At 41.5% G+C, this 20182-nt stretch carries 20 protein-coding genes and 3 pseudogenes; 4 read left to right on the top strand and 19 right to left on the bottom strand.

The features are described from left to right. Both RP262_RS04830 and RP262_RS04825 read right to left on the bottom strand, forming a co-directional pair. Window positions 1-166: pseudogene (locus tag RP262_RS04830) on the bottom strand (sugar ABC transporter substrate-binding protein); the annotation flags it as partial. 12 nt (window positions 167-178) lie between these two features. Continuing rightward, window positions 179-2341 carry an alpha-galactosidase gene (locus RP262_RS04825; RefSeq protein WP_311154464.1) on the bottom strand — a complete coding sequence of 721 codons (2163 nt, stop codon included), beginning with the start codon at window positions 2339-2341 and terminating at the stop codon, window positions 179-181. A 102-nt stretch (window positions 2342-2443) separates the two neighbouring features. Between RP262_RS04825 and RP262_RS04820 the strand changes: the two genes are divergently transcribed. The 3 genes from RP262_RS04820 to birA all read left to right on the top strand — a co-directional run bounded on the left by RP262_RS04820 (window position 2444) and on the right by birA (window position 5310). Further along, the gene (locus RP262_RS04820) at window positions 2444-3274 is read left to right on the top strand and encodes an AraC family transcriptional regulator (RefSeq protein ID WP_172454738.1); all 831 of its coding nucleotides are present in this window, start codon (window positions 2444-2446) and stop codon (window positions 3272-3274) included. A gap of 82 nt (window positions 3275-3356) precedes the next feature. Beyond that, window positions 3357-4358 (top strand): LacI family DNA-binding transcriptional regulator, encoded by a 1002-nt coding sequence (locus RP262_RS04815; protein ID WP_311154463.1) that lies wholly within the window; start codon window positions 3357-3359, stop codon window positions 4356-4358. A 16-nt stretch (window positions 4359-4374) separates the two neighbouring features. Next, window positions 4375-5310: a bifunctional biotin--[acetyl-CoA-carboxylase] ligase/biotin operon repressor BirA gene (gene birA, locus RP262_RS04810; RefSeq protein WP_311154462.1), complete on the top strand. Its 936-nt coding sequence runs from the start codon at window positions 4375-4377 to the stop codon at window positions 5308-5310. A 52-nt stretch (window positions 5311-5362) separates the two neighbouring features. Here birA and RP262_RS04805 read toward each other — a convergent pair whose 3' ends face one another. From RP262_RS04805 to RP262_RS04770, 8 genes and pseudogenes are all read right to left on the bottom strand, one after another. Next, window positions 5363-5554: a DUF3272 domain-containing protein gene (locus RP262_RS04805; RefSeq protein WP_002895701.1), complete on the bottom strand. Its 192-nt coding sequence runs from the start codon at window positions 5552-5554 to the stop codon at window positions 5363-5365. Between the two features lie 38 nt (window positions 5555-5592). After that, entirely contained in the window at window positions 5593-7263 is a 1671-nt protein-coding gene (gene dnaX / locus RP262_RS04800; RefSeq protein WP_311154461.1) for a DNA polymerase III subunit gamma/tau, read from the bottom strand. Continuing rightward, window positions 7263-7760, bottom strand: coding sequence for a GAF domain-containing protein (locus RP262_RS04795; RefSeq protein WP_311154460.1), 498 nt, complete (start codon window positions 7758-7760; stop codon window positions 7263-7265). The genes dnaX and RP262_RS04795 overlap by 1 nt, the downstream gene beginning before the upstream one ends. A 139-nt stretch (window positions 7761-7899) precedes the next feature. Beyond that, entirely contained in the window at window positions 7900-9000 is a 1101-nt protein-coding gene (locus RP262_RS04790; protein WP_311154459.1) for an alpha/beta hydrolase, read from the bottom strand. Between the two features lie 10 nt (window positions 9001-9010). Beyond that, on the bottom strand, window positions 9011-9421 hold the full coding sequence (locus RP262_RS04785; protein ID WP_002895706.1) for a helix-turn-helix domain-containing protein: 411 nt from the start codon (window positions 9419-9421) through the stop codon (window positions 9011-9013). A 114-nt stretch (window positions 9422-9535) separates the two neighbouring features. Continuing rightward, window positions 9536-10156: a Type 1 glutamine amidotransferase-like domain-containing protein gene (locus tag RP262_RS04780; RefSeq protein WP_311154458.1), complete on the bottom strand. Its 621-nt coding sequence runs from the start codon at window positions 10154-10156 to the stop codon at window positions 9536-9538. 11 nt (window positions 10157-10167) lie between these two features. Further along, a pseudogene (locus tag RP262_RS04775) lies at window positions 10168-10416 on the bottom strand (methyltransferase domain-containing protein); the annotation flags it as partial. A 61-nt stretch (window positions 10417-10477) separates the two neighbouring features. Further along, the gene (locus RP262_RS04770) at window positions 10478-11059 is read right to left on the bottom strand and encodes a GrpB family protein (protein ID WP_311154457.1); all 582 of its coding nucleotides are present in this window, start codon (window positions 11057-11059) and stop codon (window positions 10478-10480) included. A gap of 193 nt (window positions 11060-11252) precedes the next feature. On the opposite strand from RP262_RS04770, the gene RP262_RS04765 reads away from it, so the two are divergent. After that, window positions 11253-12014 (top strand): DNA/RNA non-specific endonuclease, encoded by a 762-nt coding sequence (locus tag RP262_RS04765; RefSeq protein ID WP_311154456.1) that lies wholly within the window; start codon window positions 11253-11255, stop codon window positions 12012-12014. A gap of 61 nt (window positions 12015-12075) precedes the next feature. Here RP262_RS04765 and RP262_RS04760 read toward each other — a convergent pair whose 3' ends face one another. From RP262_RS04760 to RP262_RS04720, 9 genes and pseudogenes are all read right to left on the bottom strand, one after another. Next, window positions 12076-12813: a DUF3307 domain-containing protein gene (locus RP262_RS04760; RefSeq protein ID WP_311154455.1), complete on the bottom strand. Its 738-nt coding sequence runs from the start codon at window positions 12811-12813 to the stop codon at window positions 12076-12078. Beyond that, entirely contained in the window at window positions 12810-13475 is a 666-nt protein-coding gene (locus RP262_RS04755) for a SatD family protein (protein WP_311154454.1), read from the bottom strand. The genes RP262_RS04760 and RP262_RS04755 overlap by 4 nt, the downstream gene beginning before the upstream one ends. A gap of 91 nt (window positions 13476-13566) precedes the next feature. Continuing rightward, entirely contained in the window at window positions 13567-13884 is a 318-nt protein-coding gene (locus RP262_RS04750; RefSeq protein WP_311154453.1) for a TfoX/Sxy family protein, read from the bottom strand. A gap of 150 nt (window positions 13885-14034) precedes the next feature. Further along, complete coding sequence (locus RP262_RS04745) at window positions 14035-15555, bottom strand: ABC transporter permease/substrate-binding protein (protein WP_311154452.1); 1521 nt, start codon at window positions 15553-15555, stop codon at window positions 14035-14037. Next, window positions 15548-16276 (bottom strand): ABC transporter ATP-binding protein, encoded by a 729-nt coding sequence (locus RP262_RS04740; RefSeq protein WP_125356451.1) that lies wholly within the window; start codon window positions 16274-16276, stop codon window positions 15548-15550. The genes RP262_RS04745 and RP262_RS04740 overlap by 8 nt, the downstream gene beginning before the upstream one ends. A gap of 14 nt (window positions 16277-16290) precedes the next feature. Further along, window positions 16291-17055: a nuclear transport factor 2 family protein gene (locus RP262_RS04735; protein WP_311154451.1), complete on the bottom strand. Its 765-nt coding sequence runs from the start codon at window positions 17053-17055 to the stop codon at window positions 16291-16293. Between the two features lie 3 nt (window positions 17056-17058). Continuing rightward, window positions 17059-17496 (bottom strand): MarR family winged helix-turn-helix transcriptional regulator, encoded by a 438-nt coding sequence (locus RP262_RS04730; RefSeq protein ID WP_011836841.1) that lies wholly within the window; start codon window positions 17494-17496, stop codon window positions 17059-17061. 133 nt (window positions 17497-17629) lie between these two features. After that, window positions 17630-18913, bottom strand: coding sequence for a 5-methylcytosine restriction system specificity protein McrC (locus tag RP262_RS04725; RefSeq protein WP_311154465.1), 1284 nt, complete (start codon window positions 18911-18913; stop codon window positions 17630-17632). After that, window positions 18897-20150 (bottom strand): annotated as a pseudogene (locus RP262_RS04720) (McrB family protein); the annotation flags it as partial. The gene RP262_RS04725 and the pseudogene RP262_RS04720, both read right to left, overlap by 17 nt. Between the last annotated feature and the right edge of the window lie 32 nt (window positions 20151-20182).

Below are 20182 nucleotides of genomic sequence, written 5' to 3'. Positions count from 1 at the left end.
AGTCTTTGGCAATCTCACGAAGGGTATCAACCATTTCACCCTTCTGATTGAAATACTCAATCGTTACCTTACCATCTGTTGACTCCCCTTGGCTGCTGCAAGCTGACAGCCCCAAAAGGGACAGTCCTGTAATAGCAGCTAAGCTCATCTTTTTATACCATTTCATGGTCTAGCCTCCTTATTTTTTAATAAAATACAACTGTCTGCTAAGATAATCTCCTTGCGGAAGATTCATAGTGATACCAGCATACATGAGTTCTGCACCTGAGTAAACTGCGCCATTTCCCTGCAGCTCATAAAGTCCTTCTTCCTCTAAGTCTTTTAGTTTCAAGGTTGTTTCCATCGTTTCCACAACTGATAAGACTCGGACATAGGTTACAATCGTTTGATCTTCATAGTTAAATTGAACTGCTGCTTCATTGGAGCCAACATCTGGATTGATTAGCCTATACTGACGCCCTAGCTGGACCACTGGCCGTAATTCTTTATACAACTTCACCTGGTCAGCAATCGCAGCTTTCTCTTCATCTGATAGACTAGTCAAATCAAGCTCATACCCCAGATTTCCCATCATAGCCACATGACCCCGAGTTGCCAGCGGAGTAATTCGTCCCATCTGATGATTAGGCACTGCCGACACATGGGCACCCATTGAAATAGTCGGATAAAGATAAGAAGACCCATATTGGATTGGCAAACGAGCTATGGCATCGGTATTGTCACTAGCCCAGACTTGAGGGAAATACCGCATCATACCAAGATCATTTCGTCCACCACCACCTGAGCAGGACTCAAATAAAATGTTCTCATATTTCTCTGTCAAATATTTTACAATTTCATAAAGCCCCAAGATATACTTATGCGACTGCATTTTGGTCGCCAGATAGTTAGTGCCATTCCCAAGATTGGTAATATTACGATTCATATCCCATTTTATGTAGTCAATATCGTGCTGACTTAACAGCTGATCCAGTGTTTCTTTGATATAGGCTACCACATCTGGATTAGCATAATCCAATACGAGTTGATTGCGAGAGTAGGTATGATCTCGATCAGGCGCTTGAATAGCCCAGTCTGGATGTGCCCGATAAAGCTGACTGTCTACGGAAATCATTTCTGGCTCAACCCATAAACCGAACTGCAATCCTCTGCTATGAACTTCTGCTATGAGCTCTGTCAAACTGCCGCCTAGCTTATCTTCATTGACAAACCAGTCGCCCAGAGCCCGATTGTCATCAAAACGGTTGCCAAACCAGCCATCATCAAGAACAAAGAGCTCAATACCAACTTTCTGCGCCTCATCTGCTAACTCTAGCAACTTTTCTTTTTTGAAATCAAAGTAAGTTGCTTCCCAGTTATTGATTAAAATTGGCCGCTCTCGATTCGCAAATGCTTTAGGAATGATATGCTCTTGAACAAAAGCTTGGCTCTCATGACTAAGACCAGTCAAACCCTGAGCCGAATAATTCAACAGAGCAACAGGACTATAGAAAGTCTGCCCCGCTTCCAGTTTCCAAGCAAAGTTATCTTCATTGATACCAATACCTAGCCGAACTTCATTCAACTGATTTTGCTGAATCCAAGCTTCAAAGTTTCCGCTATAAAGAAGCTGAATTGCCCAAACTTGACCAGCCTCTTCCGTCGTTTCACTATCACAAAGGATAAGGCTTGGAGTCTGCGCGTGACCAGAAGCTCCTCGGTTGGAAGCTATTTTGAAAATTCCCTGTTCTAACTTGTGACGACGAACTGTTTTCTCCCTAGCATAAGCTCCCTGTAAACTAATCACATCATAAGTCCCTGCTGGCAAATCTGCCATTAAGCTCAAGTTCTTATGTATGACTGCTGTCTCTCTACCGATATTTTCAAGTTTTGTAAAGGTTGCAATGGTATTGCTATCTTCAAAAGCTGTGTAATAGAGAGTGAGGCGTAAGTGAGCTACTGTATCCTCTAAAATAAAGGCCAGTGTTTCTGCATCTTCTGTACTATGAGGGCTAGGCAGTCCTGGAACTTCTAACCCCCCCTTAATCAGCTGACTCTCAACAAACCGAAAATCTGTTACTTCATTATTAGCATGTTGGACTTGCAGAGAAGGTTGCCGAAAGTCTCCTAAACCATGCTGACCCAAAACCAGCCGCTGGGTATCTAAGCTAAAACTCCGCTCATTCGACCTCGGATTACCAGAAAATGCATGATCTCGCTCAAATACTGTATTGGAAAAATGATAGGATTCGATTTTTCTGCCTAAGTGTTTAAGCAAAAGGTAGCCATCCCTTTCCTCAATGATAAGACTGGAATTTTTTGTATTAATGTAGAATAGATGTTTGTCTATTTTGATAGCCATTTCTGAACCTCCATATTTACTAATATTTTACCTTATGAAATCGCTTACTAAAATAGAATTATGTTAGGGAAATATGGTAAAATGTTAGGTAGGAGGCAAAATATGCTTGTTTTTTCAGAATACCAAACAGGAACAATTGATCTCTCGCTTAGCTTCTACGGTTACGAAGAGTGCACACCTAGCTACTCTTTTGGACCAGCTATTAGAGATACCTACGTCCTTCACTACATTACCAAAGGGAAAGGTCAATTTCATTACAAAGGAAAAATTGTCGATTTAAAAGCTGGAGATCTCTTTCTGCTCAAGCCAAATGAACTTACCTTTTATCAGGCTGACAAAGAAGAACCTTGGTCTTACTACTGGCTGGGAATGACTGGAGGTAGGGTTTATGACTACTTCAATCACTCTCAGATTGCCGAAGACTGCTACCTACTTGCCAACCAGGAACGAAAAACAGATAGGATTGGGAAAATTGTTGAGAACTTGGTTTACTTCGCCGAGCAGACCAAATCTAACCAACTAGCTCAACTCCACATTATGGGCCAACTTTATGAACTCATCTTTCACTTGGGCAGCGTTGCCTATAAACCCCAAGCAAATACCCTATCTGCAAGCCAGCAACTCTATCTAGCCTGCAAGCAGATAATTGACACTCAATATCCCAATCCTAACCTCAGCATTCAAGCTATGGCAATTAAGTTGTCCGTTCATCGCAGCTATTTAACAACCATTTTCAAGGAGGAGCACCAAAGCTCACCTAAAGAATATCTGGAATATGTCCGAATGCATCGAGCTAAACAACTCCTCAAAAGCACCCGTGAGCCTGTCCAATTTATCGCCTATTCTGTCGGTTTCTCAGATCCCCTTTACTTTTCAAAGGCTTTTAAAAAATATTTTGGCTTTTCACCCAGTTCATTTCGAGAACAAAGTTAAGTTTTACTAAACATATCTTTGTTATTTACTAATTTTTGAGTTATAATTTATGTAGACAGTAAATTAAAAAGGACCAAATCAAATGGCTACTATCAAAGATATCGCCCAGACAGCTGGTGTTTCTCCCGCAACTGTTTCGCGGGTTTTGAACTATGACAAGTCCATGTCTGTCAGCGATGAGACGCGTAAGAAAATTTTCGATATAGCTGAACAGCTCAATTACAAAAAAAGCAAAAGACAGAAAAAGACTTCACCTAAAACCCATCGCATTGCCATCGTTGAATGGTACACAGAGATGGAAGAGCTGGATGATCTTTACTACTACTCCATCCGCTTAGGCATCGAAAAGAAAGCCCAGGAACTGGGCTATGATATCGTGCGGATTTTCAACAACGACTCTCTGAGCCAGCTAGAACAGATTGACGGTATCATTGCCATCGGAAAATTCAGCAGCAAGCAAGTCAAGGAGCTGGAGCAATACAGTACCGCTTTAGTATTCGTTGATAGCGATACGCTCAACCAAGGTCACAGCTGTGTAACAACGGACTTTGAGCATGCCGTTACTCATGTTCTCGACCATTTTCTTGAGCAGGGCATTCGAGAAATCGGTATGATTGCTGCACGCGAAGAGACCGCAGACGGAACGACAAGTCTTGATGACCCACGCTTGGCCTGCTTCTGCCGTTACCTTAGTGAAAAAGACCTCTATCAGCCGGCCTATGTCAAGATAGGCAAGTTCTCCTCAGAGTCTGGCTACCAGCTGATGAAAGACATGATTGATCAGCAAAAAGAACAGATGCCCAAAGCATTCTTCATAGCCAGCGATGCTCTGGCAGTCGGTGCCCTCCGTGCTCTTCAGGAAGCGGGAATAGCTGTTCCCCAAGATGTCCAGATTATTTCCTTTAATGATACATCCATTGCCAAATATGTCTATCCGCCTCTCAGTACTGTGACAGTCTTTACAGAGGAAATGGGCAAGCAAGCTCTGCAGATACTGGACCAGATAATCAAAACTGACGAAAGCCCCATCCTTTATATGATCAAGCTCTCTACCAAGCTGACACTAAGAGAAAGCAGCCTTTAAGCTAGAAAGACCGCCTATGAAAACCTACGAAAAAATCTTTGACATCCTCAGCCAGGCTGAAGACTATGTCAACGGCGAAAAAATAGCCCAAGAATTGGGCATCTCACGAACTTCCATTTGGAAGGCCATTCAAAAACTGGAGAAAGAAGGCATCCAAATCGAATCCGTCAAGAACCGGGGCTATCGATTGACAGCGGGTGACTTGCTGATTCCTGATTGGATTGAAGCAAATTCCCCTGTTCAGGTCTCCTTTAATCCTGACTGCCAGTCCACTCAGATGGACGCCAAGGCTGGCATGGAGGCCGGACGCCCGGCCAACACTCTTTATCTGGCCGCTGCCCAATCTGCTGGCCGTGGCCGTTTCGGTCGTGCCTTCTTCTGCCCCAGCCAGGGAGGCTTTTACATGTCTCTCCACCTCAAGCCCAACCTCCCCTTCGACCAGCTCCCCTCCTATACAATCTTGACCGCAGGAGCTATCTACAAGGCAGTAAAAAATCTAACCCTTATAGAGGTTGATATCAAGTGGGTCAATGATATTTACTATCGAAACAAGAAAATTTCCGGCATCCTGACCGAGGCTACAACTTCTATCGAGACAGGACTCGTCACCGATGTCATCATCGGTGTTGGCTTTAATTTTTTCATTAAAGAATTTCCCGCTGAGATTAAAGAAAAAGCTGGCTCCCTCTTTGAAGAGAAACCAGCCATTAGTCGCAATGAGCTCATTGCCGAGATTTGGAAATGCTTCTACGAAAGTGACCCAGAAGAGCTCATCTATCTCTACAAGCAGCGCTCCTTGGTGCTAGGACGACAAGTGACCTTTAGTCAAAAAGGCGTAGACTACCAAGGTTTGGCCAAGGATATCTCAGACAGCGGGCAACTTTTAGTCCAGCTGACAAATGGTCAGGAAATATGGCTCAATAGCGGCGAAGTCTCGTTGACCAGTTGGTAATCAAAAATTTCATTTCAAAAGGACTGAGTTATAAGACTCAGTCCTGTTTTCATTATTTCGGTCCTAAATGTTTATCGATTTCATCCACAATCCGCCCCATGACATAGGAAATCTGCAGATTGCGCAGCACCAAAACTGCCCAGAAAGCAGCCATAAAATAGCGCCCCGCCATGATAGATTCATTGAAAAAATAGGTTTCTAAGGCTGTGAAAACAGCCATCACAATAAATTGTCGTCTGTTCATAGATTTATTATAACACGAAAGCTTAGAAAAATCTTTTTTTAATCCTCTTGAATGGTAATTTTTTCTGCTAAAAAGTCAAATCCCTCTGGAATCAAACTTTCCTCTTCCTTCTCTTCAACCTCTGCCTTGCTATTGCGGCTGCGAGCCGAAAAATCCGCCCGAATCTTGGTCCACTCTTCCAAGGAAATAGCCAAAATCTCTGGTGAAAATCCTGCTGCATTACTGAGAATATTGCCAAACATGGTATTGAGATTGTCCCGCTTCATGGTCTGCTCGGCGTTAAAATTAGACTCAAAAGCTAAGATAGCATGGCTTTCATTGGCTGCCACCGGCTGCGATCCTGCCAGCAAGGCCCTATCAGCTCCAGCCAGACTTTCGATAATCTCACCCCAAGCATTCTGCAGCTTAGTCAGATTGCTGCGAGCAAGGCTTGGATTGTCAACAGCCTCTTCTAGGATGGCATTGACCTTATTGCGGTCTGCTCGGTAGCCCTTAGATTTCTGCGGACGAATATCCGAAGTTTTGACAGCTGCTGCAGGTTTTCCATTGCCATTAGCCAGCTGTTGCTTGAGACTATCTATCTCTTGTCTCAATCCCTTGAGCTCTTCGGCTAGATTATCTGGAATCGCTGCCGCTGCAGGATGACTGCTGGTCTCTGCCAGTCGAATGGTCATCATTTCTGTATAAATCTTAGGCTGGAGGCTGTTCTTGATGTCTGCCAAACTCCTAGTCGCCATATCAATCATGGCAAAAAGAGTGTCCTGCGGTGTATTGAGATTTTCCAGAAAGAGCTCACTGGCATGATGATTTTCCCCACCAGTTTTGACAATGATCAAGTCACGCAGATATTGTAGGAGGTCCGTCACAAAACGGGCCATGTTTTTGCCACTGTCAAAAATCAGATTGAGATTATCCAAGGCTGCTACTGCATCATGATCAATCAAGGCTGCTACATAGGCATCCAAGGCTCCCAAGCTGATAGAGCCAGTGATTTCTTCAGCTATGTCTGTGGTCAAACGATTTTCCTGAGTCAAGCTAAGAGCCTGATCGAGGATAGACAAGGCGTCCCGCATACCGCCCTCAGCTCGACGGGCAATAATCTGCACACCTTCTTGCTCAAAATCAATGCCTTCCTGCTCTAAAATCCACTTAATATGACCAATAATGTCCTGCGTCTTGATAGACTTAAACTCAAAACGCTGGACGCGGGAAAGAATGGTCGCTGGAATCTTATGAAGTTCTGTCGTCGCTAGGATAAAGACCACATTTTCCGTTGGCTCTTCTAAGGTCTTGAGCAAGGCGTTAAAAGCCCCAGTCGAGAGCATATGCACCTCGTCAATGATATAGACCTTATGCTTGGCTAGACTGGGCGCATAGGTGGACTTGTCCCGAATATCACGAATCTCATCTACCCCATTATTTGAAGCAGCGTCGATTTCGATAACATCTTCAAGGCTCCCCTCAGTAATGGCCTGGCAGATATAGCAGTCATTGCAAGGCTCGCCGTCCTTTTGATTAGGACAGTTCATAGCCTTGGCAAAAATCTTAGCAACACTGGTCTTCCCTGTTCCACGAGGACCAGAAAAGAGATAAGCATGACTGATTTTCCCTTGCTCCACAGCCTGCCGCAGAGTGGTGGCCACTACTTGCTGACCCACTAGCTGTCCAAAGGTCTGACTGCGGTACTTTCGATATAAAGCTTGATACATTAGGCTTTTTCTCCAAACATTTCAAAATTCCAAGTCGTTTTTTCAAGCAAAATCTGAACAAACTTTCCCAGATATTCCTGATCTACCTTATCATAATCACCCGTCAAGGCTGAGTCCAAATCCAGTACTCCCAGAAGTCGACCGTCTTTTACCATGGGCACCACAATTTCGCTCTTAGCCCGGCTATCACAAGAGATATAATTGGCATGCTGGGTCACATCATCTACGATAATGGTCTGCTCTTTCTCCGCGGATTCCCCACAGACACCCTTACCTAAGGTAATATGGACACAGGAGACACCGCCCTGAAAAGGCCCCAGAATCAGCTCATTTCCATCAAAAAGATAGAAACCAGTAAAAACAGAATTAGGTAGAGCTTGATTGAGCAGGGCGCTAGCATTGGAAAGATTGGCCAAAGCATTGGTCTCACCCTCCAACAAGGCTTCCAACTGAGCCAGTAAAAGTTGATAATTTGAAATTTTTTCTTTTGTGTTCATAGAGTCTATTATATCAAAAAAACAGTCTGATGGCTGTTTTTGAAATAAAAATAAGAAGCACAACTAAAATAGACTTTAAACTTTTTGTCAAGTGAAAATCCCAATAGATCAAGTAAAAACATCTCTCACCTTTAAGATTCTATTTACACCTTTTTTGTAAATCATCAATCGCCCGAATAAAAATCTCAGGTTTTTCAGCATGAATATCATGCCCACTCTTGATATTATCTATTAGATGATTGTTTAACAAAAGTTTGTCTACTCGCTTAGCATCTTTGTCATCCATAGCACTCAAGAGAATCCCATTTTTATCATAGTAATTTTTCTGATTCAAAGGCCGAGCCACATGAAGCAATATAGATGGACATTGAACTTTTTTCAAGATTTCTTCCTGTTCAAATCCCTTGAACCAAGAAAAATCATAAAATGTTGAGCCAAAACGAAGATCGTAATCTCCTGTTCCATTCTGTAAATTAGCTGTTAAGTCATAGATGAGATTCACTTGTAATTCTGGCGGATAGTACCAAATTCTAGGAATCTTTCCTGGATGATTTTTCATATAGTTCAGAGCTGGTTTTTTGACAATTTTATTAAAATTTTCCTCACCAAAAAGTTTTTTTAAATAAGTATGTTCTAAAAAATAGGTAGTATAATTTTTTTTACCGCTTTTTAAGAAATCATGCATATCTTTAAATCCTAACCAAGAAAAAGTAGAAAGTGCTCGACTAGGCTCTGTTGAAAAGAACGGTGCATCTTCTATCAACAGTCCTCTAACAGTATCAGGAGCTAGTGCAGCTACCATTGTTGCAAGAAGCCCTCCTGATGAATGTCCTGAAATGAACACAGGAGCTTTTATAATATTATGAATAAACCAAACGAAATCCTGACTATTTTCTAGTGCTGAATATTTAGCAGGATTTTTACTAGACCCACCATGTCCATAACAATCTACTGCATATACATGATATCGCTTAGACAATTCTCCAAAAACCTTGGCGTAGTCCTCCCAAGATACTTGCTGGCCATGGATCAGGAGTAAAGGGGGACCATTTTTGGGACCTTCGCCATAATTTATAAGAGATCCATCTGGTAAAGTCACTTGCTTTTCTATCATCCCAGCTTGTCGGATATATTCAAGATTAGCCTTATCATAGTGAAGATTACGATAAGCAAACCACCCTGCACTTACCAATATAACAGCTATCAATATCAAAATAACTAACATCATTTTCCTTTTCATTCATTGCCTCCTACTTTTCTGAAAAATACTTAGGAGTTTCTAGAAAAAAATTCGGATCTAATAACGCCAATCCTTGATTTTCATCTCCTAGCAAAAGAAGCTGATCTCCCGCTTTTATTTGAAAAATATTTCGTGCCCGAGGGGGTAAGTGGATTTCACCACGCTCTCCCACCGTTACTGTTCCAAAAATATATTTCCCTTTGAAACTAGGAGTTGTCAATAAATTGCTTTCTAAATGTACTAGTTCATCCAAACTCACATCAAAAAAATCAGCTAATTGAGAGGAATAAATCACATCTGGAACGCTTTCTCCTGCTTCCCATTTTGCTATAGTCTGCCTTGATACACCTATTTCCTCGGCCAGTTTTTCCTGAGAAATATTCTCTCTTTTTCTTAAAATAGCAATATTTTTAGAAATCATTTTTTAATCTCCTTTTTATGATTACACTGTTAGTATAGCAAAAAAGCTGGTTGCTTCAATCAAGCTTTTCTTACTTTTTATAGACCTTTTGTTAAAATTCGTGGCAAAAATATTTTATTCCACCTCCAAAACCTTCACTTCCTCATCCTCCACCAGTACTGCTTGGCGATTATTAAGGGGCAGCAAATTAAGCTTGTCTCCATAAGTATTTAGGATTGCCTGAGCACTTTCAGCAAAGGGTTCTTCGCCAACATGAGGCGGGAGATAAAAATCTGTCTCATGTAACGCCACCGTATCAGACATTTCCCCTGCTACTTCCTTATCGTCCATAAGTCTGATGTAGTCAATATCCTCAGCAGTGATAACAGCGCCAGCAGATTCGCCCACATAAACCATGCCATCCGCAATCTGCTCTTTTATCAAGGACAGAAGCTGCTTTTTCTTTAGTTCTTGCAGAAGATAAAAAGTATTGCCGCCAGAGACATAGAGGAGCTTGCTTTGGAAAATTTTGGCCTGAGTTGTCTCTCTATCACAAGCTGAAATATCCAAGACCTCTACTTGAAATCCCAAGTCCTCAAAGGTTTGCAGGGCTTCGTCAATATAACCCCTATAGTCTTCTACATTTCCAGCCGTCGGGATAAAAAGTACCTGATTGCCCAATTGCTTTTCAGACGCATATTGTCTGAACAAGTCCTTGACTCCCGCAAAATATGAACATAAAAATAATTGTTTCATAGGATACCTCCTTATTTTTTCTTAATTTTATAAAGAATCCATTGACCATTTCTTTGACTATCGATGAGATGCAAGTCCAAGTTAGATAAATAATGCTCCAGTTTTTCTTGCTTTCTAAAGGCTGGCAGGTAGTAAGCTAATTTGCTCCATTCACATGCCAGTAAGATGATTCCATCAGGCTTGAGAATTCTCTTTAATTCCAAAAAAGCTTGAGTTAAATCTGACCAATGAAAATGGGTCTGAAATGCTGCAATCAAATTCTTTGATTGGTACATTAAGTAAAGAAAGCCAGAATAATCAGAAATCCAATCATTGTATAAATCATCTGTCTTCCCTCTCATATCTTTCGCCATAAAGCTTTTTAGCTTCGTCTGTATAGTTCTTGATAAAATCCGTTTTCGCCTCTGTATAGGCATCACGGTTGTGCTCATATTGCTTCCACAAGGATAGCTTGAGCTTTTCATAGTCTTTAGCTACAGCAGGGTGCTCCTGCAAATAGTCTCTAAAGTACAGTTCATCATGATCGCCTTTATAGCGCAGATGCAGATGGAAAACCCGCTCTGCAAAACCACTCGGTGTGTAGCCTTTATTAAATGACATCCTTCCTTGGCTTTCTGACATGAGCAGATAACCATTTTGCAGCAACAAGTCTCTCATTACCGCCATATCTGTTTCTTTGAGAATTTCCAATAAGATATCCACTATTGGCTTGGCCCAAATGGTCTCTACCGATGTTGAGCCAATATGGCTAAGACGAACAATCTTATGTTCTGGCAAAAAACTCAAAAGCCGAAGCCGTTCCTCCTCATACCAATCTTTCCACGCTGCTTGATGCTCTCTCAGAAAAATCGGAAAAAGCTGCCACAGCTCCTCCAGCGACATTTCCTCTAAAGATGGACTCATAAGCACCTCCTTAGGCAATTTATACAAGCGTTTTCTCTAGTTATGATTATAGGAAAAATACACATCCGAGTCAAACCTTTCACTTATTGAACAAATATTTATTTTTGTAATATTTTTGAAAAGTTTTAGTTGTCAAACAATCTATTTTTTAGTAGAATGATGTCGGAGATATATTATTTAAAAGGAGTTCTTTATGAAAAAGTTTAGGTTTGGCACTTGGCTTGTCCTGTCAGCCGGCTCTTTGTTGTTACTTTCACAGGCTCTTCCTGCAGAGAATGTCGCTGCGAATCAGAAGAACCAGATTAAGGTCCAGCTGCTTAACCACAGCGATGAAACAGCTGTCGGCACTCTGGAGCTGAATGGAGAGTATCAGCTAAAGCTTGGGAAAAAGGACAAATACGGTCGGGCTACTGCTGCTCATGTCCAAATGCAGGAGCAACACAAAGCTAAAAAGAAAAAGGAGACCAAGGTCACTTACAATCCCATCGGTTGGCACAATTACAAATTTTACTACGGTAATGGAGATGATCGGGCTTGGCTCATGAATCGCGCTCACCTGATTGGCTTCACTTTCAGCGGCCTCAACAATGAAGGGAAAAACCTCGTTCCGATGACCGCTTGGCTCAACTCTGGCAGTTTCCAAGGACTGGACGACAATAATCCAGATAGCATGCTCTATTATGAACATCGCTTGGAGCGCTGGTTAGAGGAGAATCCAGATTATTGGCTGGATTACAAGGTTACTCCGATTTACACGGACAATGAGCTTCTCCCTCGCAAGATTGAGCTCCAGTATGTCGGGCTTGATGCAGAAGGCAATGTTGTCAGCATTCAGCTAGGGGGCAAGGAGACCATAGATGAAGACGGAATGTCTCATGTCCTCTTGGACAATGTTTCTCCAAATGCAGAGATTGACTACCAAACAGGCACTGCTGTCAATACCATGATTGAGTAGAATTATAGATAAGAACACAAAAACAGACCATCGCTATGATGATCTGTTTTTTTATTTATTTTTACCAATACAGACAGCCGTAAACCAGCAGGACTGCAATCATACTGAAAAGCGAGCCAATCAGGTAGTATTCAGCAAAGGACTGGCTTTCTGAAATCTTATTGTAGCGGGCAATAGACTTAGCCGTAAAAACTAGCCCAATGGCAGTAAACTGCCCGAAAATAAGGGAAAGTCCCATAATCAAGCGCTCTAATATCCCAATCATAGCACCAGCCCCCGCAATAGTCTCTCCACTGTCTTCCCCTGCCTGATACTTGCTGAAGAAGAGTTTAAAGAGGATATTAATCGGCTTACCAGTCAGGGCGAAGAAAAAGAAAGCCTGCAGCATGAGGTAGCGCTCAGACAGCCAATTAGGCGCTGGAATTTGCTGCTGTCCTAAGAGAAAATAAAGGGCAAAAATGCTAATCAGATGCAAGATCTGATCCAGTAAAAAGGCTGACTTTTGAGCATGATGGCGGACAATCGATGAATTCAGCCTATTCTTCAAGAAGTCAATAAGCGCATGACTGAGCCAGACCAAGGCGAAATATAGCAGATAATTAGGTAAGATGATCCCCAAGAGCAACAGGGGCAAGAGAACAATTCCCAAATGAAGAATTAAGAAATTCATCCGCCGGCTTTTGAGGTCAGCCATCTTCTGACTTTGAAGCTGAAAATCAGCTAGCACATGGGCCAGCAAAGTCAGTACAAGAATCGGATTCTGCATGAAAAATTCTGAAAATCCCATAAAATTTGTCATTCTTCAGCCTCCTTTGCTGCCTGTAGAATCATTCTCATAGCTAAACGGCGATTTCTCAGATAGATCTTCAGTCCAGACGACTTGAGCCGCTTACTAAGCGCACTGGGACTAATCTGCAGCAGCTCTGCTATTTCCCCATGAGAAAAATTCTCGTCATAGATATATTCCATAAGCATCCGCTCCAGAACCTCTCTCTGACTGGTATTCCACTTGCTCTGGATAAATGAAGTAGCTGCCAGCACTGTATTGACCGCCTGACTGAGCTCTTCATCTCCTAAGGATACAGCTATACGGCTGCTGCCGTAGTCGTTCTTCTCATGAATAGCCTCAATGGCTGCGCGCGCTCTCCAGTAGGCCGGACCGTCGGCACCAATACTCTGCTCCCGATTGATGTCCGTCACAATCTCCCCCAAACCAAGCCCAAAGCGAATCGGGTGAGGAAAGCCCAAGGCAATCTGATCAAGGAGCTGCATGATCTCTGGATTAGGTCGCAGCAAAGCCTGAAACTCATCTCCAGTCGTTACCGTGAAAGGTGACACCAGATAATCCCGATAATCCTGATTTAGCACTGCCATCATGTCCTGTAGGTCCTTCTGGGCTTGTTTGCGATTTTTCAGCTGTTTGGATTCTATTAAATCTCCAATAAGAGCAATATAAAGCATACCAAACCTCCTTTAAGTCCATTATAAAGGAAAATTTTAAAAATGTCTATTTAAACGGCAACTTTTTAGAATATCCATTGTAAAGGAAAGACTATTTTTTCTTTTTAGGTACTGGTAAGGCAGGGGAGGCTGCTTCAATCAGATTACAGAGAAAGGCAGCATCTTCTACTTCTTCTATACGAAGCATCGGCTTTGCGCCTGGATAAGGGGACTCATAAATCGGATTTTCAAAAAAATCCAGAGCTGGCTGGACCGGCTTGACCATCAGGCGATTGTCATAAATCCCGCCGAATAAGCGCCCCCGATAATAAAGCAAATACTCTCCCATCATCTTGCGAAAGCTAATTTCTTGCCCTAAGCCCTGCAGTTGCTCCAGAATAAAATCAAAATATTCTTGACTAGATGCCATCGGAACACCTCCATAAATTGTTACTTTATTATACCAAAAATGAATGAAGATTACCTAACTAAGAGATAAACACATCTCCTTCCATCCTTAGTCTGTCTATCCTCAAGTAAGCAAAAAAGCTAGACCTTACAAGTCTAACTCTTTTACTTATTATTTTTTTAAAAGTCCTTCCTTGACCAGATAGTCACGCGCAACAGCTTCGGCTTTTTTGCCTTCGATGCCAACTTGATAATTCATCTGGCTCATCTGGCTTTCCGTAATTTTACCAGCCAGCTTATTGAGAATACCTTCCAACTCAGGGTGTTTTTCTAGCAATTCAGCCTTCAGGAGAGGTGCCCCTTGATAAGGAGGGAAAAGATGCTTATCATCTTCTAAAATCTGAAGTTGATAGCGCTCAATTTCAGGGTCAGTTGAGTAGACTTCCATAATCTGGATATCGCCTGATTGAATCGCATCATAGCGAAGGGCTGGCTCCATAGTTGATACATTGAGGTTCAGTCCATAGACAGACTGGAGTCCCTTGTTTCCATCTTCACGGTCGTTAAATTCCAAGGTAAAGCCTGCCTTGAGCTTGTCTTGGACTGCCTTGAGATCAGAAATCGTTTTAAGATTATATTCTTTGGCAATAGCCTTTGGAACTGCAACCGCATAGGTATTCTGATAGGCCATGTGATTGAGCAAGACTAGATTGTCCTGTTTTTTGATTCCATCACGTGCTGCTTCAAAAACTTCTTCAGCATCAGTGCTGACCTTTGGAGCAGGCTGCAAGAGAGTTCCAGTAATCGTACCGGTGAACTCAGGATAGATATCTATATCACCTTTTTTTAGTGCTTGATAAAGGAAGTCGGTTTTACCAAAGTTTGGCTTGACCGTCACAGTCATATCCGTATTTTCCTCGATGAGGAGCTTATACATATTCATAAGAATTTCTGGCTCTGGACCCAATTTCCCAGCTATAACCATATGATCCTTCTCCTGCTTGGGAAGCAGACTCGGTGTATAAGAAGCGCCTAGTCCGAGTATTAAGACAGCAAAAGCTGTAAATACCGTCCGAAGCTTAGCCTTTTCCATCCATTTAAGAAGGCTGTTAAAAAGAATAGCCAAAACTGCGGATGAAATTGCTCCAATCAAGATCAGACTGGCATTGCGACGGTCAATTCCTAGAAGGATAAAAGAACCTAGTCCACCAGCTCCAACCAAGGCTGCTAGAGTTGCTGTCCCGATAATCATAACTGTTGCCGTCCGAACTCCTGATACGATGACGGGCATAGCTAGAGGCAGTTCAAACTTCTTGAGTCGCTCCCACTTGGTCATCCCAAAGGCGATTCCAGCTTCCTCTAAACTAGGATCAATCCCATTCAAAGCCGTGACAGTATTTTCTAAAATCGGGAAAATAGCGTAAATCACCAGAGCAGTCAGTGCCGGCAGTGTACCAATCCCCATGAGGGGGATAAAAAGTCCCAGCAAGGCCATTGAAGGAATAGTTTGAAAGATTCCCGCAATTTGCAGCACCCAATTGGCTACTTTTTTATGACTATGAAGATAGATAGCGAGCGGAATGGTCAAGAAGATCGCCACTAATAAGGTCAGAAGAGACAGTTGGAGATGTTGTCCTAAGGCTGACAACCATTCGCCAAAGCGCTCCTGAAAGGTAGAAAACAAATTAGCCATGTTGAACACCTCCAAACAAATCTGCTACAAAGCTGGTCGCAGGTGCAGATAAGATTTCATCAGGTGTCGCCACTTGACGAATCTCTCCGTCCTGCAGAACAGCAATCCGATTCCCCAATTTCAAGGCCTCGTCCGTATCATGAGTCACAAAGATTGTTGTCATCCCAAACTGGTCATGGATACTCTTGGTCAAGCTCTGCAATTGCTTACGCGAGATGGCATCAAGAGCAGAAAAAGGCTCGTCCATCAGCAGGATTTTGGGTTGGGCGATAATGGCACGAACAATGCCCACCCGTTGCTGCTCACCGCCAGACAGCTCACTTGGCATACGCTGAGCATAGTCTTCTGCAGGCAAGCCCACTAGCTCCAACAATTCATCTGTCTTCTGCTGAATATCTGCCTTGCTCCAACCTTTCATTTCAGGAATGAGAGCAATATTTTCAGCCACCGTTAGGTTTGGAAAGAGGGCAATCGCTTGTAAGACATAGCCTGTAGAAAGGCGCAGCTCACGCTCATCATAGTCCTTGATCCGTTTATCATCCATATAGATGTTTCCATCTGTTGGCTCTAAAAGACGGTTGATCATCTTGAGCATGGTTGTCTTACCGGACCCAGAAGGACCTACTAAAACCATAAATTCACCATCCTCAATCTGTAAGTTGACATCTCTCAAGACATCTTTTTCTGTATAGCGTAGCGCTACATTTTTGTATTCAATCATTGTTTGTCCTCAATTTAAAACTTCCCTCGATTAGTTAAGTCTTCTACCTTAGGCATGACTTCTTTGTTGTCCCAATGCTCTACAATCAATCCATTCTCTAAACGGAAGATGTCATACTGGGCATAAGCCACCCCATCTATCTGAGTCTGTCCATAGCTAACCACATAGTTTCCTTGTCCCAAAAGCTGGAAAACAAAGTCAAAAGTAAGCCCGTGCTCTGCAACATAGTTTTTATAAGCCTGACTTCCTTGGCCAATCTCATGATTATGCTGAATCAAATCTTCTGCCACATAATCACTCCACTGCTCTAGCTCCCCATTTTGGAAAATTTCTGTCAAGAAACGACGAACGGTTTTTTTATTTGCTACTGTCTTGTCCAAATCCTTGATTTCAAAATCTCCAAAGATCTGGTCTAACTGTCCATTTTCTGGAGCGCGGTAGTAGTCAATCACATCCCAATGCTCCACGATGCGACCATTCTCATCAGAACGGAAAGTATCCGTCGTCACCCATTGAGCTTCCCCGCCATTGAGATATTGATGGACATGGACAAAGACTAGATTACCATCCTCAATGGTGCGAACAATCTTCATCTCACGCTCGGGATGGCGCTCAAAGAAATTTGCAAAGAAAGCCGCAAACCCTTCTTTCCCATCTGGCACACCTGTCGAGTGTTGAATGTAGATATCCCCTACAGAATGAGCTTGAGCCTCGGCAACGCGCCCATCTTGAATGGCATGAATGTATAAATTTTGTGCATTTTCAACTTGTTTTGACATGATTTATGCCTCTTTTTCTTTCAAATTTGCTAAGATGCGTTCCTGATAACTTTCAAACTGGCGAATTTCATCCTCTGAGAAACCTTTATAAAAAATAGCATCCAATTTTTGACTGACGCGATGGCCAACTTCTTTCTGGGACCAACCTTGCTCCGTCAACTTGACATATTTTTTTCGCTTGTCTAAACCACACTGACTAAAGGTCACCAAACCCTGTTCTTCCAGCTTTTTCAGCATAGTCGTCAGCGTATTATTGGCCAATCCTGTCGCCAGTGCAATATCTGTCGCCGTAGCGCAACCCGTTTCACTATTCCATAAAACTGTGAGAATCTTGCCCTGTTCACTGCGATAAAGAGCTTCAGGATCCTGATTCAGTAACTTTTGAAAAATCCGCCCATTCAACAAACGAATATGATAGGCCACCAAATGACTGTCTTTCATACTCCCTCCAATTTATTTCTATATCGAATCGATTTTCGTTAATTGTAACATCTAGAATTACATCTGTCAAGAATTTTGTTCTATTTGGAAATAATTTGAAAAATATACATAGAAAAAGCAGGTTCAACCTGCTTTAAAATCTAAAATTTATTTTTTTCGATTGATGTATCTGTTGAACAAAATGGTCATAATTTTCAGCTTCTTGAGGAATAAGAATGGACCACTTTTTCAAGAGTGCCCCGTAACCTGCTAATGTACCTATGTCGTTATCAACAACCTTCTCCACACTTGGGAAAATAAGACCGGCTGTTTTAGCTTCTAAAATGTATGTATAGGAAATCAGTTGATATAAATCCTCACGATTGATTCCTTTTTCAGTAAATTCTAGCTGTTTATATTTGGCATCTAGTACAATTTTTAAATCTTTATGATAAAAGTCTGGATAAATATTTCGAACATGACTGCTAAATACAGAAATGCCGCCCGTCTTTTCTTTATTTCGTGGATGGATAAAATCTTCTGGCAACAATGTCTGGACATACTCTTCCCAAAGCCAAGCTACATCAAAGAGAACACCGTGTATTTTTTGCTCTTGAAGTCCTAAACCGTGCTTTTCTCTATTCATAATCAACAGACATAGTTCCTGTAATTTTCTATATTCTCGAAAATAGGCATGACGGACAGGTTTAGTTTGATTTAGTCTGATAATCTTAACACGATCAGCTAGTTTATAAGACGGAGTCACACGAATAATTTCTGTTACATTTTCACGATTAGCATCAAACACTCCACTTCCAATTGTTTTCTGATTCTTAATATACTCAATGGTGTGTCGAATCAGCTGCATCAATGGATTATCATAAGCAAACTCTCTAGTAGTGTAGGAAATATTTCCCATAAAAGGAACATTTTTCTTAAGATGATTTCCTACATCAATAGCTCCCTTTACATGGCTATCATTATAGAAAAACCTCTGGTATTCCTTATAAAGCCCTTTTCTCAAAGCCGCTTGCAGATATTTTGGAAAGAGGTAAACCAATAGTTGATAGAGTTTATCTTCGCTAGATAAACCAACATCCAAGTTAGTGAGATTGATATTGAGGACCTTCTGCAAGAGATAATGTAAAAAATAGTCGTTATTAGCATTTGAAAAACGAGAGGAAATCGTCAATCTTTCCTGACCACAACCCAGAAAGCCAATCACATTTCCTGTCTTAATATTCTGATTTATAGTTTCAAAAATTTTCTGGTCCTTGTCCAAGTCAGATGTATTTTTCAAGTCATTTGGAAAAATGAAAATACTATCCTCTTGAGAAAGGTTATCTAGTGTTCTATCAAGAAGTGCTTGACTTAGTTTGGGATATTCTGTGATAAAGTCTTCTTTAGCAATTTTATGCTGATTATCTGTTATCCGTATCGTCATTTACATCGCTTTCATTGTCACCAGTTATTGACTGATTGGTTTGCTCATTGCTTGCCTTATCAAAAGCCTTTTTCAAAGTTTCCAAAGTTTCAACCTCATCATAAGAACCTCGCAAGTAGTCTTCTAGGAGCGGCTTAATATAATCAGACCAGAGCAATTCATAGTCAAAGCCTACTTCCTGCAACTTAAGGAAATAACTTGGTCCAACATGGTAATGACTATTGAGCTCTTCTACTTTTTCTATGGCAGCATTCAAGTTTCTTAGACGTATTTTCGCTTCTTCAGCACCATCTCCAAGAAGTTTATCAAGCATTCCCAGCTGACTTTCAGCCGTGATTTCTACAAAACGGAAACGACGGCGCATGGCAAAATCAAAGGTATCCACCGAGCGGTCAATATCATTCATTGTTCCGATGATGTAGACATTTTCAGGAATATAAAACTTCTCATTAGTTTCATGCAAATTAGCATATTGGGTCGAAACCTCTCCATCCTTACCACGATAGCCCGGATCAATGGAGAAAAAAAGCTCTCCAAAAATCTTAGAAATCTCACCACGATTAATTTCATCGATGATGAAGACGAAGTTTTTAATACTTGATATTTCAGCTGCTTCTTTATAAGTTTTTAATGCAAACCTTTCTTTCAAGACTTTTAGAACTGTTTTCCCGCCACCCTTATAATATCTTTGTTTATCATAATTCTTATTTTTATATAATTCATAAACATAATGTCGAGGCAATGTCCAACCAGATGCTCCACTATCATAATTGACAGATAAATTTTGCCTGCTATTAACTGACAAGTAAGATGTCTTTGTTAAATACTCCTTCTCTTCAGTGGAATTTATAAACTCCAAATAAGATTCCCAGGCTTCCTCAAAATTATCCTGACCGCCTGTCTTTTGCGCTAATTTAGCTCTTTCGCAAAATTTCTTAAAAATTCCATCTTGTAAGCCGAAGCTAATCTGCCCATCATCACTTGGAAGCGGCCGCAATCCCTCTACAAAATCTGTATAGTCATAAGAGGGATGGAATTGAACAAAATCGATTTGTTCCTCATTTCCTCCAGTCAATTCGCTTGCAATTTGTCTAGCAAGATAGGTTTTTCCCGTACCAGGAGCGCCACGGAGGATGAGGTTTTTGGATTTTTCTAGTTTTTCTATATAATTATTTATATTTTTATTCATAACATTTTTCTCTGTATTGTTTCCATATGTATCATTTAAAATAGATTTATATAAATTAATACGCTCGGTAGATC

Origin of the sequence: uncultured Streptococcus sp. (assembly GCF_963456385.1) — a bacterium.
In the GTDB taxonomy this organism is placed as follows: domain Bacteria; phylum Bacillota; class Bacilli; order Lactobacillales; family Streptococcaceae; genus Streptococcus.
This window is presented reverse-complemented; position numbering and strand designations above follow the sequence as displayed.

Bases quoted from the DNA above. Each gene is read 5' to 3' on its own strand.
- birA (WP_311154462.1), top strand. From the start codon at position 4,375: ATGAAAACCTACGAAAAAATCTTTGACATCCTCAGCCAGGCTGAAGAC.
- RP262_RS04805 (WP_002895701.1), bottom strand. From the start codon at position 5,554: ATGAACAGACGACAATTTATTGTGATGGCTGTTTTCACAGCCTTAGAA.
- RP262_RS04770 (WP_311154457.1), bottom strand. From the start codon at position 11,059: ATGAGTCCATCTTTAGAGGAAATGTCGCTGGAGGAGCTGTGGCAGCTT.
- RP262_RS04780 (WP_311154458.1), bottom strand. From the start codon at position 10,156: ATGAAACAATTATTTTTATGTTCATATTTTGCGGGAGTCAAGGACTTG.
- RP262_RS04815 (WP_311154463.1), top strand. From the start codon at position 3,357: ATGGCTACTATCAAAGATATCGCCCAGACAGCTGGTGTTTCTCCCGCA.
- RP262_RS04760 (WP_311154455.1), bottom strand. From the start codon at position 12,813: ATGACAAATTTTATGGGATTTTCAGAATTTTTCATGCAGAATCCGATT.
- RP262_RS04740 (WP_125356451.1), bottom strand. From the start codon at position 16,276: ATGATTGAATACAAAAATGTAGCGCTACGCTATACAGAAAAAGATGTC.
- RP262_RS04755 (WP_311154454.1), bottom strand. From the start codon at position 13,475: ATGCTTTATATTGCTCTTATTGGAGATTTAATAGAATCCAAACAGCTG.
- RP262_RS04745 (WP_311154452.1), bottom strand. From the start codon at position 15,555: ATGGCTAATTTGTTTTCTACCTTTCAGGAGCGCTTTGGCGAATGGTTG.
- RP262_RS04735 (WP_311154451.1), bottom strand. From the start codon at position 17,055: ATGTCAAAACAAGTTGAAAATGCACAAAATTTATACATTCATGCCATT.
- RP262_RS04765 (WP_311154456.1), top strand. From the start codon at position 11,253: ATGAAAAAGTTTAGGTTTGGCACTTGGCTTGTCCTGTCAGCCGGCTCT.
- RP262_RS04825 (WP_311154464.1), bottom strand. From the start codon at position 2,341: ATGGCTATCAAAATAGACAAACATCTATTCTACATTAATACAAAAAAT.
- RP262_RS04820 (WP_172454738.1), top strand. From the start codon at position 2,444: ATGCTTGTTTTTTCAGAATACCAAACAGGAACAATTGATCTCTCGCTT.
- RP262_RS04795 (WP_311154460.1), bottom strand. From the start codon at position 7,760: ATGAACACAAAAGAAAAAATTTCAAATTATCAACTTTTACTGGCTCAG.
- dnaX (WP_311154461.1), bottom strand. From the start codon at position 7,263: ATGTATCAAGCTTTATATCGAAAGTACCGCAGTCAGACCTTTGGACAG.
- RP262_RS04790 (WP_311154459.1), bottom strand. From the start codon at position 9,000: ATGAAAAGGAAAATGATGTTAGTTATTTTGATATTGATAGCTGTTATA.
- RP262_RS04730 (WP_011836841.1), bottom strand. From the start codon at position 17,496: ATGAAAGACAGTCATTTGGTGGCCTATCATATTCGTTTGTTGAATGGG.
- RP262_RS04750 (WP_311154453.1), bottom strand. From the start codon at position 13,884: ATGGCATCTAGTCAAGAATATTTTGATTTTATTCTGGAGCAACTGCAG.
- RP262_RS04785 (WP_002895706.1), bottom strand. From the start codon at position 9,421: ATGATTTCTAAAAATATTGCTATTTTAAGAAAAAGAGAGAATATTTCT.